The sequence below is a fragment of the Arthrobacter sp. ISL-30 genome (assembly GCF_018613855.1).
Taxonomy (GTDB): Bacteria; Actinomycetota; Actinomycetes; order Actinomycetales; family Micrococcaceae; genus Arthrobacter.
In genome coordinates this window covers 45,662-58,506 of sequence record NZ_JAGGPK010000003.1, presented here as the reverse complement: position 1 = coordinate 58,506, position 12,845 = coordinate 45,662, and the positions used below count along the sequence as shown (strand labels likewise).

The following is a 12,845-nucleotide window of genomic DNA, read 5'->3' as shown; positions in this document are numbered from 1 at the left end:
CCTCGCTGTTGCCTTACGGCCGGTTTTGCGGACGACTACTGGCCTGGCGCCTTCTGCTGGGGCACCGGCACCGAGCCGCCATTGAGTTGCGGGGCATTCTTGTCCGCCGCCGAAGCCTCCTTGTCCGCGGCCTTTTCTGCGGACTTGTCAGACTTTTCTGCGGACTTGTCGGCTGGCTTGTCCACAGGCTTCCGGTTTTCAAGGGCTTCCTTGATGGAAGGTGGCGGAACCACGCTCAGTTGCCCTGCAACTGCCGGTGCTGGAATCACGGCCCCGGGGTTGTCAGCCTTGATAGCCGGCGTCGCTTTGCCACTGACAATCAGGGTTTTCAGGTCGATCTGACCCTTGACCGTGGAAGCCACCATTCCCAATTCTGCGGCCTTGGCTGCCAGATTCTGGGGAGCTTCGTAGTTCTGCACCTTCTGTGTCAGGTCCTGGTTCTGCTTGGTCAAAGTGGCGGCGTCGCCCTTGAGTTCAACCAGTTGGTATTGGGCAGTGGAAACAGAGATGTTCAGGACGAGCACCGTCAAAAGGGCAGCAGCCAGGACTGCGAAGCAAAACACAACGAACGGTGCCCGCCGCTTTCCAGGGGCATTCCGTACGAGGGAGAGGGGCGTGCGCTGCCGGCGGGCGGCGTCGGAACCGGGAGAACCAGTTCCCGGAGCCTCGGCTGGCAGGGCACGAGCCGTGTTGCCGACCACGGACGGAATGTTCCTGGCTGCTGCAGCGCTCATTCGGCTCTCCTCGGCTTGATTCGTTCAACGGCTCGCAACCGGGCGGAAGCGGCCCGGGGGTTTTCTGCGATTTCTTCGGGAGTTGGCACCTCGGTGCCCTTGGTAATGGTTTTTAGCTCCGGCTTGTGCTCCTCGAGTTCAACCGGGAAGCCAAGCGGGGCCGAGGACTTTGAGCGCGACTGGAAGACAGACTTGACGATCTTGTCTTCCAGGGAGTGATAGGACATGACAACAATCCGTCCGCCCAGGGCGATAGCCTCGACGGCGGCAGGAACGGCCCGTTCCAGCACGTCCAGCTCCTCATTCACTTCAATCCGCAGCGCCTGGAACGTCCGCTTGGCCGGGTGACCGCCGGACTTGGCAGCTGCTGCCGGCACCACACTCCGGATTTGCTCCACCAACTCCCCTGTGGTGGCAAAGGGCTTTTCCGCACGGGCAGTGACAATCCGATTGGCTATGCGGCCCGCGAATTTCTCCTCGCCCCACTTGCGGATGATGCGAACGAGGTCTTCTTCGCTGTAGTTGTTCACCACGTCCGCGGCCGTCTGTCCACGGCTGGTATCCATCCGCATGTCCAGTGGCGCGTCGTAGGAGTAGGCGAAACCTCGCTCCCGCTCGTCCAGCTGCAAGGACGAAACTCCAAGGTCCATGAGGATTCCGTGCACCTGGTCCACTCCGAGATCCTCCAGCACCTCTGCGATCTCGTCGTAAACGGCGTGGACAAGATCCGTTCGGTTGGCAAAGGGCTCAAGCCGATCGCCTGCCAGTGCCAGCGCCTCCTCGTCACGGTCTATTCCGATGAGGTGCAGGTCCGGAAAGCGCTGGAGCATAGCTTCGGAATGGCCGCCCATGCCCAGTGTGGCGTCGATTGCCACGGGGGTCTCGCCGCGCAGCCGTGCGGCCTCGAAGCCCGGGGCAAGCAGGTTGACGCAGCGATCCTTAAGGACGGGTACGTGGCGCTCGGAAGTAGGCTTTGCAGGTTCGTTTCCGTCCATGCCGCCTCCTCCTCGTTCCTTGCATCGTGCTTGTAGTTGCCACTTTGCGGCCCGTGCTTCTTGAGCCGGATCCCCATCCGCGCCTATCGCCTTGCCCGCCTGGCTCCGGGGAAGTGAGCCAGGATGACTGCAGTGATGGGCGGCTGGAGATCCCATCCAAGAAGCGACTGGCCGTCAGCCGCTTTCTGGTCCTAGAAGCATCCAGGAATGTTGTCGTCGTCGGTTTCCGAGAAGGCGGACTCCTTCTCGGCCAGGTACTCGTTCCAGGCCTGGGCATCCCAGATCTCCGCGCGGGTTCCGGCGCCAATCACTGCCAGTTCCCGGTCAAGACCTGCATATGCCCGGAGCGCCGGCGGAATCGTCACGCGCCCCTGCTTGTCAGGCACCTCGTCAGAGGCTCCAGAGAGGAAAACCCGGATGTAATCACGAGCCTGCTTGGAGGAGATGGGGGCCTCCCGCATGGATTCGTGAATACGTTCGAATTCCCTCTGGCTGAAGACGTAGATGCAGCGCTCCTGGCCTCTTGTGAGAACCAGGCCCTCCGCAAGTTCCTCTCGAAACTTTGCGGGGAGGATAATCCGGCCCTTCTCGTCCAAACGCGGTGAATGAGTGCCAAGAAACACTGGCCCACCGCCCGTCCATCAAAGGTGTTCGGAACTACCCCATGCCGCCACTACCCTCTTACAGCCTCCACTTTACTCCACAACCCTCCACAGTCAATCCGACACAGGCTGTTTCTACATAGTTTGGATGATCAAATCGCCTTGAAATCGCGCGGATTTCAGGCAATGGAGGCAAGTGGAGGGAAATATCACCCTTGGAGTTGTGGGTTGGGACGTGAAAGAGAGGTCCGGCGCCAGGCGCCTGCATCAGAGGTGACCCCGGGGCTTAAAAGACGAAAAGACCCGTAAATCGGGTCTTTTCGTGCTCGTCTCTATGTCTGAGTTCGATGGAGGCCGAAAGCCGTGGTGGGAAGTGGGGGCTTAGCTTTCTCCCTTTCGCCGTTCATCCCATCGCTCTTCGAGGCTGTTCATGAAGGAGCTCCGTGACTTCCCGGGCTTCTTCCCTCGGCCTCCTGCTTTTCCGACCGCTGAGCTGCGTAGCGTCGCGAAGTAGACGCCGGCGCCCATAACGACGAACCCAAGGACACCCAGGATGATGTTCTGCAGCGAGATACCCACCAGCAACAGCAAAACCCCTGCAATTGTTCCGAGTACGCCTATCACGATGTGGCGCGTCGACCAGGTGCGGCTGGGGTCAGAGCCCATCGAATTGGCAAACTTCGGATCGTCTTCGTGCAGCTGCTTCTCGAGTTGCTCGAGGAGCCTCTGTTCGTGCTCCGAGAGGGGCATCACGACCTCCTTTAGTCGGCCTGCGTCCGGACGAACCGCGGCCTCTGCTTCTGACCCCTCAACGTTCGGGCTGAACGGTCCGTTCCCGGAAAATTCCGTGTCACTGACGCGGAGCCGCCAGACCCGACGTTGAGCGATCTTTTCGTCCAGACGTTCGAAATCTATGTATCTCTAGGATAGTTTGTTGGACGCTGTACTGAAAGACGCCGCAAGGGCGTCCCGACGTGATTTCACCAACGTCAAGGTCCGCGGTGAGGAGCAGGGTTCCCGCCGCCGTCGTCCCGCTGGTCCAGGAGCCGGGCAGGCAGGACAGTTTTGCTTCCGAACCTTTCCGCAACCTTGTCCAGGGCCTGCTCCGCAGCCCGCCAGTTGTCGTCGCGACGATCCAGGCTCAACTGCAGTGACGTTTGTCCTGCGGGTTCCAGATGTTCCGCGCGGACGCCGACCAGCCTGACACTCATAGGCCGGTCCCCCAAGGACTCCAATAACTGGATAGCGGTTCCGTAGATCAGCTGGGCACTGTCCACGGGCGAGTGAACGGTCCTGCTTCTGGTAACAGTCGAAAAGTCTGCATAGCGAAGCTTGAGCGCAATTGTCCTCGCCAACATTCCGGAGCTCCGGAGCCGGACGGCCGTGCGGTGGGAGAGCCGGAGGAGTTCGCGATGCAGCACAGCGTCGTCGGTGACGTCCACCGCGAACGTTTCTTCCGAGCCGATACTCTTCTCCAGCCGTGTGGGAGTAACGGGCCTGGGGTCAAGGCCAAGGGATAGCTGATGGACGTGTTCACCGCTGGCTCCAAGGACCTTCCGGAGGGCGGCCACTGGTGTCGCCGCGACGTCGGCAACTGTCCTGATCCCCAACCGCGCCAGGACCTCAGCCGATTTTCCGCCGACGCCCCACAGCGCGTTCACAGGCAGGCTGTGAAGATAGGGAACGGTCTCCTCCTCCCGGATCAGCAGAAGGCCGTCCGGTTTGCAGCGGGTTGAGGCGATTTTGGCAACGAATTTTGTGGCGGCAATGCCAACAGAAGCAGTAATCCCCAGCTCTGTTGCGATTCTGCGCCGCAGCTGCTTCCCGATCTCCAAGGGCGGCCCGAGCCGGCGGATCGCACCACCTACGTCGAGGAATGCCTCATCGACGCTAAGCGGTTCCACCAGGTCCGTGATTGATTCAAGGATCTTCATCAGTTGGGCAGAGACTTCGTAGTACAGCCTGTGCCGCGGCTCGATCACCACGGCACCGGGGCACAACCTCGCGGCCACTGCCATCGGCATAGCTGATTTCACTCCAAGCGCCCGGGCCTCATAGGACGCTGACAAGACAACGGATCGCTCCGCGGGGAACCCGACGATGACCTGCCTGCCACGAAGTTCGGGCCGGGTCCGCAGTTCGACGGACACGAAAAAGGCATCCATGTCCACGTGCATGATGCTTGCGCGCCGCAACGAGGCCAGCGATTCGGAGGAACCCTGGGCAAAGTCCCCGGAGGCTGCACCGCCCGCTCCCCTTGCCGGGCCAGCGGGCGCATCTGGATCTGTTGCCGGCCTCACAACTGCAATACTATGCCGGGCCTCTGACTAAACTGGAGGCATTGTCCGGCGCCCTACCCCTGAAGGAAACCTGTGAAGCTCTTTGGAAAGCCCCAGCCGCATGCCCTGGCGGCGCTAGCCGTCGGTGCTGTCCTGGCAACGGCCGCTTGCAGTCCCGCTTCACCCGGCTCCCCAGCCACGACATCAACGCCTTCCGAGACCACGACGTCCGCATCACCAACCTCCGGAACCCTGGCCGCGTCCGGGACCACCTCGGCGTCGGGCATCCCCTCTGAACCTGGCGCCTCGGCCACGGTTGGTGCTCTTGTGCCTGGCTTCCCCCAGGCCCTGATTCCGGTTATGCCCGGAGCCACAGTGGTATCCAGCAGCTTCGACAAGTCAGCCACGCCCGCGACGGCGGCCCTCGTCGGCAGTATCAAGTCTCCGACGGCGGAGGTCGTCGCCTTCTATACGCAGGCCTTCGATGCCCAGGGGTTCAAAGCGGTCCCGGGAGATGCCGTTGAGGGCACTGCGTCCAAGGACTTCCTGCGCGGGGACCAGGAAATGGTAAATATTGCTGTGGTCGAGACGGCAGGGGTTTCAACCTTCACAGTCGGCGCGAACGTGGCTGCCGGGTCCATCAAGTGACCCCTGATCCGCAGCTCCAGCGCGAGCAGGGACACTTCATTGCGTCCGTCTCCGGACGGCTCAACCAGTTCCTGGGCGAGCAGGAGGCCATGATGGCTACTATCTCCCCCGACGTCGCCCCGCTCATCGGATCCATCTCCAGCCTGGTTACCGGCGGCAAGCGGCTCCGGGCCCTCTTGTGCTACTGGGGCTGGCGCGGGGCCGGAGGCAGCGCCGAGGACGCCGACATCGTCACAGCCGGCTGCGCGCTGGAGCTGTTCCAGGCGGCGGCCCTGATCCATGACGACATCATCGACCGTTCGGATACGCGGCGCGGAGGTCCGAGCGTCCATCGACGCTTCATGCAGTTACACGAGGTCCAGGGCTGGGCCCTGGACGCAGAGCGCTTTGGCCACGCCGCCGCAATCCTTACCGGTGACCTGTGCCTGTCCTTCAGCGAAGAGGTCTTTACGGATATTGGCCTCAGATCGGCCGCAGGCAGTGAAGCGCGGCGCATCTTCAACCTGATGCGGGCGGAGGTCATGGCCGGGCAGTATCTGGACATCCTCGAAGAGGTTGCGGGGCCCGTCCGGGATCGCGCCGGTGCAGTGGGACGTGCGCAATCCATCATCCGCTACAAGTCCGCGAAATACTCCACGGAACACCCCCTGGCTCTCGGAGGTGCCCTTGCCGGCGCCCGGACCGGCCTACTCCACGGCTATTCAAGTTTTTCCCTGCCCCTCGGAGAGGCGTTCCAGCTGCGCGACGACGTGCTGGGAGTCTTTGGCGACCCGGCAACAACGGGCAAGCCCGCAGGGGACGACCTCCGGGAAGGCAAGCGCACTGTATTGGTGGGCTTCGCGATCAACAAGGCAAGGCCCAGCGAATCCGAGTACATCGACCGGATGCTTGGGCGGCCGGACCTGGGCGAAGAGGAAGTAGCCGAAATCCGGCGGATTATTGTCGACTGCGGTGCGCTTTCCGCCACCGAAGCTCTGATCGACGAGTTCAGCGAGAAGGCCTTTTCCGCATTGGAGGACCTTCCCCTGGACGAGCTGCCACTGACGGCGCTCCGGCATCTTGCCGAAGCGGCCGTCAGTCGGGCTGCCTGACGTCAAGTTCCCCGACTAAGGGGTTTTTGCAGGCAGCTCTTTAACAGCCTCCGCTACGAGCTCCCTTACCAGGCCAGGGACTGCGCCCGACGCCGTATTTCCGTCTTCCGGCCTTCCCGCAAGGCATCCACCGGCCGGCCCCGGAGCGACTCATCAGGGGTAAATAGCCAGGTAATCAGTTCCTCGTCCGTATAACCGGCGTCACCAAGGACCGCCACAGTACCCTTCAGGCTATCCAGCACGTGACCGTCCTGAATGAATGCCGCTGGAACGGAACGGATTTTGCGCTCCCCTATGCGCACTGCAACGAGGGCACGTTCGTCCAGGAGTCCATGGACTTTCGTGATGGATACATTCAGCAGCTCGGCAACATCCGGAAGCGGCAGCCATTCTTCAACAAGGCTTTCTACATTACTCACGGATAAAGGGTGCCACGCAGGTGCGCATTGCGCCTAGCCAGTCTTGCAGCCGCCTCGGATTTGCCCGACACACCGTCTAAAGCCAATTTGGCATGGGTGCCGAATTTCTTGTGCTAATCGCATTTATGTGAGAGATTCACAATGATCACATTTGCACCATTAAGAACTTTAGTAACATCTGTATCACTGGCAACATTGGCCCCTTTTTATGGGTGCCGATGCTGAGATGAGGATTAGCCCCATGACGACGCCCCGCTCGCCCAAGCACACCCCGAGCATGCCGATGATTGCGGCAACCACGGCAGCTTTGCCCGCCGTCGTACTGTCCTCGTTGGCTGTTGCGCAGCCGGCTGTGGCAGCGCCGACAGTCCATGCCCGGAAGATTCCGGCAACCCTCGCCGCGGCAATGGAGGCCCAGGCTGCTTCCGTTCAGGGAGGACTCATTCCAGAAGCCTCTGTGTCCACCACGATTCCGGCGTTTCGGCCAATGGCTCCGGCAGCGCCCTCTGAATACACGATCGTGCGCGGCGACACCATTAGTGGCATCGCAGGCCGCTACGGCCTCAACACAAGTGATGTCCTCCGCCTCAACAACATGCAGGCCAACACGATCATTTACCCGGGCCAGAAGATCAAGCTTTCCGGCACCCCCGGCAACAGCACACCCGCGCCCACTGTGCAGCCGGCGTCGACTCCGAGCGGTGGTGCCACGTATGTCGTGAAGTCGGGCGACACCCTCAGCGCCATTTCCTCACGCCACAAAGTCAAACTCTCGGATGTTCTGAGCTGGAACGGCTTGAACATGGGTTCAATCATCTATCCGGGCCAGAAGATCAAAATCGGTGCTGATTCAGCGCCGTCAGCCCCGGCTCCCGCAGCGCCGGCCGCTCCGGCTCCCGCGCCTCTCGCCGGCACCGGTTCCTACACCATTAAGTCGGGCGATACGCTGGGCGCCATTGCTTCACGGCACGGGGTGAAGCTCTCAGCGCTGCTTGAGGCAAACAATCTGTCGATGACAAGCATCATTTATCCTGGCCGGAAACTGAGCATCCCCGGTACGGCTATCCAACCGGCAAGTAGCGAAACTCCGTTGGTACCGAGTTCGTTCCTGGGGTTCACCTACCCTCCGGCCGTGGTGAACTCCGCCAACGAGAACAAGGCCCTCCTTAACGCCTCTCCGGTCCCGAGCCGTGAACAAATGAGGGGAATCGTGGCAGATACGGCGCGGAAGATGGGCGTGGATCCTGCCCTGGCGCTTGCCTTTGCACACCAGGAGTCCGGCTTCGACCAGCGAGCCGTCTCCCCTGCGAATGCTATTGGCACCATGCAGGTCATCCCATCCTCCGGGGAATGGGCTTCCGACCTTGTGGGCCGCAAACTGAACCTTCTTGATCCCTACGACAACGTCACTGCAGGCGTTGCGATTATCCGGGCCCTCGTGCGTACCAGCAAGGACCTGGATACCGCCATCGCCGGCTACTACCAGGGCCAGTACTCGGTCAGTAAGCACGGCATGTACGAGGATACAAAGCAGTATGTAGCTTCGATCAACGCGCACAGGAAGAACTTCCAGTAGCCTGCCGGGCAGATAACGAGTCTGTTGCGCAGATAACGATGCGGGTCCGGATTGAATGTCGATTCGGACCCGTTTCACTGACTCGACTACCATCGTAAGGTGCAGGAAAACGGGTCAGACAATCTCCTCGGGAAGCTAGTGGACGGCCGCTACCTTGTCCGTTCCAGGTTGGCGCGCGGGGGAATGTCCACGGTTTACCTCGCCACAGACCAGCGGCTTGAACGCGACGTAGCCTTCAAGGTCCTCCATCCACACCTTGCCAACGACCACAATTTCCTTGACAGGCTGGGGCGTGAAGCCAAGGCCGCAGCCAGGCTTTCCCATCCCCATGTCGTAGGCGTGCTGGATCAGGGGCAGGATGGTCCCACAGCCTACCTGGTTATGGAGTACATCCCCGGGCACACTCTGCGCCACGTCCTGGAAGACAAGGGCGCCCTTTCCCCCAGGCTGGCGCTGGCCCTGATCGACCCCGTCATCGATGGCCTTGCCGCCGCCCATGCAGCCGGCCTGATACATCGGGACGTCAAACCAGAGAACGTCCTGATTGCCGACGACGGCAGGATCAAGGTGGGCGACTTTGGGCTTGCGCGCGCGGTGACGTCGACCACCAGCACTGGGGCACTCATTGGTACAGTCGCCTACCTGCCACCGGAGCTCGTCCTAGGCAAGCCTGCGGACGCCCGCAGCGATATCTATTCGACCGGCATCATGCTCTACGAACTCCTCACCGGAGAGCAGCCGTATCAGGGTGAAGTGCCCATTCAGGTCGCCTACCAGCACGTGAACTCCGTGGTGGGACCTCCGTCGGCAAAGGTGCCGGGCCTGGCTTCCGACCTTGACGAACTGGTGCAGTGGTGCACAGCAAGCGACCCCGACCAGCGGCCTGTGGACGGCGCCGCGCTCCTCTCCGAGCTCCGGCATATCCGGACGAGCCTCAGCGACGCCCAGCTCGACATCGTGGCCCCGTCCGCCGTCTCCAGGACGGCGGATTCAAGTGCAGTCGACGGCGAGCAGGAGAGCTCCAGCCCTGCCACCGAAGCCCTTCCCGTCTCCCAGGCTTTCCCGGAAACCACGTCGCTTGCCACGGCGCAGCCCACGGAGATCATCACGCGGCAAAGCAATCCGACGGCGGTAATGCCCTCCCGGCTGCCGTCGTCGTCCTTCCCGAACCCTCAGCCACCGCTCCAGGTGCCAGACCGCCCCTTGGGGAAACGTGACCTGCGGCGGATCGAGCGGCAGGATGCCAGGAGCAAGGCCCGTGCCGCAGCAACTCCGGTACGTTCCCTGCGCGAAGGCAACCCCCGGCGTCGCGGACTTATCTGGACAGTTGTCATTGTCATTCTTGCCCTGCTTGCCGCTACCGCAGGATGGTTCTTCGGCATGGGTCCGGGCTCCCCGGGCACGATTCCTGAAGTCAGGAACAGAACGGTTGCCGAGGCACAGCAACTCCTGCGCACAGCGGGTTTCCAGTCTGAAATCAAGGATGTCTTCGACGACAACACGAAGGCAGGCCTCGCCGTGGGTACCGAACCGGAGGCGGGACAGCAGGTTCGGAAGTTCCTGCAGGTGTCGTTGTTCGTCTCGAAAGGGCCACAGCTGTTTCCCCTTCCGGCGTTGACCGGGCTGACCCTGGACGAAGCAAAGAACGGGCTCAATGCCGCGAGCATGGCCCTGGGGACTATCACCGAGCAGTACGATGAGAAGGTTCCGGCCGGGACCGTCATCGCCCAGGATCCGGCCAAGGATACTCCGTCGCGCAGGGGAACACCGGTGGCCCTTACTGTTTCGAAGGGACCGCAGCCGATTCCAGTGCCCGACGTTCGCGGGATGGACCAGGATGATGCCGTAAAGGCTATTCAACAAGCGGGGCTCACGGCGGTCATCTCCCCTGAGACGGTTAACGACAAGAAGGTGCCCAAGGGTGCGGTGGTGGCGCAGTCCCCGAACAGCGGAACGCTGACGCCCGGCGCCACGGTGACACTCACAGTTTCCAAGGGACCCAAGATGGTCAAGGTCCCCAGCTACGTCGGGAAACAGGCCGCGGAGGCGCGCCGGGAGCTCGAAAAGCTGGGCTTCGAAGTCAGGGTGAACAATATCCTGGGCGGATTCTTTGGCACCGTAAGGGACCAGGATCCGGTGGACAAGGACGTTCCGGAAGGGTCCACCGTTACCCTGACCGTCGTTTAGGCCAAGCACCAATATCAATCAAAAAAGGGGACGATCCGGAAGAATCCGGACCGTCCCCTTTTCGCTGCGATCGTTCTACCGCTTGGACAGCGCTCCTGCCACGAGGAATGCCATCTCCAGGGACTGCATGTGGTTGAGCCGGGGGTCGCAGACAGATTCGTAGCGGTCCAGGAAGGCCTCCTCGTCGATTGGATCAGCGCCGCCCAGGCACTCGGCGACGTCGTCGCCGGTCATTTCGACGTGGAGGCCGCCAGGGACCGTCCCGAGGGCATGGTGGACTTCGAAGAAACCACGGACTTCGTCAATCACGTCGTCGAAGTTGCGGGTCTTGTAGCCGTTGGGTGAGGTAACCGTGTTGCCGTGCATGGGGTCGGTGACCCACAAGACTTGAGCACCGGAGGCCGTGACCTTCTCGACGACGGGGGGCAGCTTCTCGCGGATGTTCCCGGCGCCCATTCGGGTAATGAACGTGAGGCGTCCGGGTTCACGGTTGGGGTCGAGCCGGTCGATGAGCCGCAAGGCGTCGTCGCCGGTGGTTGTCGGGCCAAGCTTGACGCCGATGGGGTTCCTGACGCGGGACAGGAAGTCCACGTGCGCGTGATCCAGTTCCCGGGTCCGTTCTCCGATCCACAGGAAATGCCCCGACGTGTCATATGGAAGGCCAGTTCGCGAATCGATGCGAGTCAGCGCCCGTTCGTAGTCCAGCAGGAGCGCTTCGTGGCTGGCGAAGAATTCCACTCGCTTGAGGGCTTCAAAGTCGGCCCCGCAGGAGTCCATGAACTTGATGGCGCGGTCGATATCGCGGGCAAGGGATTCATAGCGGGCGTGGGCCGGGTTCTCGGTGAAGCCCTTGTTCCAGTGGTGAACCAGGCGAAGGTCAGCAAACCCGCCCTGCGTGAAGGCGCGGATAAGGTTCAAAGTGGCCGCTGACGTGTGGTAGGCCTTGAGCATGCGGCCGGCGTCATGGGCACGCGATTCCGGAGTGAAGTCGTAGCCGTTGACGATGTCGCCCCGGTACGCGGGCAGGGTCACGCCGTCACGGGTTTCGTCGTTGGAAGAACGCGGCTTGGCGAACTGGCCCGCCATGCGGCCCATCTTGATGACCGGGAGGGCGGCACCATAGGTCAGCACTACAGCCATCTGCAGGATTGTCTTGACCCTTGCGCTGATCTTGTCGGCGGTGGCGGCCTCGAAGGTTTCGGCGCAGTCGCCGCCCTGCAGGAGGAAAGCCTTGCCCTGCGCAGCGGCTGCCAGCCGTTCACGCAGGATGTCCACTTCGCCGGCAAACACGAGCGGGGGCAGGATGGAAAGTTCCCGGACGGACGATTCGAAGACGTCCCTGTCGGCCCAGTTGGGCTGCTGTGAAATCGGCAGCTGGCGCCAGTCGTCGAGGCCCGGATAGTTGGCCGCCCCACTTTGGGCGGTGCTGGTCAGGGGGCTGCCCAACGGGCTGATCACGGGGGAAACGGGTTTCGCGGAAACTTCAGTCACCATATAAGAGTAGATGCCCGGCCGGGTTTTGCGGGACAGCTCCGTAAAGCACAATCCCCCGACCGTCATGCTGCGTCACGCCGCGTTGCCGTCCGAGCCCCCCGCGGATCCGTCATTCGTCTCGGGCGCCTTTCCGGCGAGCTGCTGCTTAACGACGGCGGCGTACTCGTCAACGTATTCCTGGCCCGATAGCCGCATGAGCTCGTACATGATCTCATCCGTCACCGAGCGCTGGATAACCCGGTCGTCCTCCATTCCCCGGCATCGGCTGAAATCAAGGGCGGGCCCGAAGATAACACCAATGCGCCGTATGTTGGGTACCCTCTTACCGATGGGCTGGACTTTGTCCGTTCCGATCATTGCCACGGGAATGACAGGTACCCCCGCTTTCAACGCCAGCTTGGCGACGCCTGCCTTGCCCCGGTAGAGGCGGCCATCGGGACTGCGTGTGCCTTCGGGATAGATCCCCAGCAGCCCTCCGCGGGCCAGCACATCCATGCCGGCCTTCAGCGATTGCTCGGAGGCGGCACCCCCGGAGCGGTCCATGGGCAGTTGATTGCTCAGGCGGAAGAAAAGGGCGGTGAGCCTGCCTTTGAGGCCGGTGCCCGTAAAATACTCCGCCTTGGCAAGGAAGATGACGGGTCGGGACACCATCAAAGGCAGGAAGATGGAATCTGAGAAGGACAGGTGGTTTGAGGCGAGGATCGCCGGGCCCTCGACGGGGAGGTTGTCCAGGCCTTTGACCCACGGGCGGAAGAGCAGCTTCAGAATCGGACCGAGAAAGATCCGTTTCATGATCCAGTAGAACACTTCGTCCCTCTCC

The 12,845-nt window shown here is 62.0% G+C and carries 12 protein-coding genes; 4 read left to right on the top strand and 8 right to left on the bottom strand.

Annotation, left to right across the window (positions count from 1 at the left end):
- Positions 1–35 precede the first annotated feature (35 nt).
- From J7E82_RS00590 to dinB, 5 genes are all read right to left on the bottom strand, one after another.
- Positions 36–734, bottom strand: a complete 699-nt coding sequence (locus J7E82_RS00590; RefSeq protein WP_214859335.1) for a hypothetical protein — start codon at positions 732–734, stop codon at positions 36–38.
- Positions 731–1,729, bottom strand: a complete 999-nt coding sequence (gene rsmH, locus J7E82_RS00585) for a 16S rRNA (cytosine(1402)-N(4))-methyltransferase RsmH (protein WP_214859333.1) — start codon at positions 1,727–1,729, stop codon at positions 731–733. The genes J7E82_RS00590 and rsmH overlap by 4 nt, the downstream gene beginning before the upstream one ends.
- A 191-nt stretch (positions 1,730–1,920) precedes the next feature.
- The gene (mraZ, locus tag J7E82_RS00580; RefSeq protein ID WP_214859331.1) at positions 1,921–2,352 is read right to left on the bottom strand and encodes a division/cell wall cluster transcriptional repressor MraZ; all 432 of its coding nucleotides are present in this window, start codon (positions 2,350–2,352) and stop codon (positions 1,921–1,923) included.
- Between the two features lie 360 nt (positions 2,353–2,712).
- Positions 2,713–3,081 carry a DUF3040 domain-containing protein gene (locus J7E82_RS00575; RefSeq protein ID WP_214859329.1) on the bottom strand — a complete coding sequence of 123 codons (369 nt, stop codon included), beginning with the start codon at positions 3,079–3,081 and terminating at the stop codon, positions 2,713–2,715.
- A 239-nt stretch (positions 3,082–3,320) separates the two neighbouring features.
- Positions 3,321–4,508: a DNA polymerase IV gene (dinB, locus tag J7E82_RS00570; protein ID WP_214859621.1), complete on the bottom strand. Its 1,188-nt coding sequence runs from the start codon at positions 4,506–4,508 to the stop codon at positions 3,321–3,323.
- A 195-nt stretch (positions 4,509–4,703) separates the two neighbouring features.
- On the opposite strand from dinB, the gene J7E82_RS00565 reads away from it, so the two are divergent.
- Positions 4,704–5,258, top strand: coding sequence for a hypothetical protein (locus J7E82_RS00565; RefSeq protein WP_214859327.1), 555 nt, complete (start codon positions 4,704–4,706; stop codon positions 5,256–5,258).
- Complete coding sequence (locus J7E82_RS00560; RefSeq protein WP_214859325.1) at positions 5,255–6,349, top strand: polyprenyl synthetase family protein; 1,095 nt, start codon at positions 5,255–5,257, stop codon at positions 6,347–6,349. Before J7E82_RS00565 ends, J7E82_RS00560 begins: the two co-directional genes overlap by 4 nt.
- 65 nt (positions 6,350–6,414) lie before the next feature.
- Here J7E82_RS00560 and J7E82_RS00555 read toward each other — a convergent pair whose 3' ends face one another.
- Positions 6,415–6,768: an Rv2175c family DNA-binding protein gene (locus tag J7E82_RS00555; protein WP_214859322.1), complete on the bottom strand. Its 354-nt coding sequence runs from the start codon at positions 6,766–6,768 to the stop codon at positions 6,415–6,417.
- 241 nt (positions 6,769–7,009) lie between these two features.
- Between J7E82_RS00555 and J7E82_RS00550 the strand changes: the two genes are divergently transcribed.
- Both J7E82_RS00550 and pknB read left to right on the top strand, forming a co-directional pair.
- On the top strand, positions 7,010–8,344 hold the full coding sequence (locus J7E82_RS00550; RefSeq protein ID WP_214859321.1) for a lytic transglycosylase domain-containing protein: 1,335 nt from the start codon (positions 7,010–7,012) through the stop codon (positions 8,342–8,344).
- Between the two features lie 99 nt (positions 8,345–8,443).
- The gene (gene pknB, locus J7E82_RS00545; protein ID WP_214859319.1) at positions 8,444–10,531 is read left to right on the top strand and encodes a Stk1 family PASTA domain-containing Ser/Thr kinase; all 2,088 of its coding nucleotides are present in this window, start codon (positions 8,444–8,446) and stop codon (positions 10,529–10,531) included.
- A 75-nt stretch (positions 10,532–10,606) separates the two neighbouring features.
- On the opposite strand, the gene J7E82_RS00540 is transcribed toward pknB, so the two are convergent.
- Together J7E82_RS00540 and J7E82_RS00535 are read right to left on the bottom strand one after the other, a co-directional pair.
- Positions 10,607–12,025, bottom strand: coding sequence for a class II 3-deoxy-7-phosphoheptulonate synthase (locus J7E82_RS00540; RefSeq protein ID WP_214859317.1), 1,419 nt, complete (start codon positions 12,023–12,025; stop codon positions 10,607–10,609).
- Between the two features lie 72 nt (positions 12,026–12,097).
- Positions 12,098–12,832 carry a 1-acyl-sn-glycerol-3-phosphate acyltransferase gene (locus J7E82_RS00535; RefSeq protein WP_214859315.1) on the bottom strand — a complete coding sequence of 245 codons (735 nt, stop codon included), beginning with the start codon at positions 12,830–12,832 and terminating at the stop codon, positions 12,098–12,100.
- Positions 12,833–12,845 lie beyond the last annotated feature (13 nt).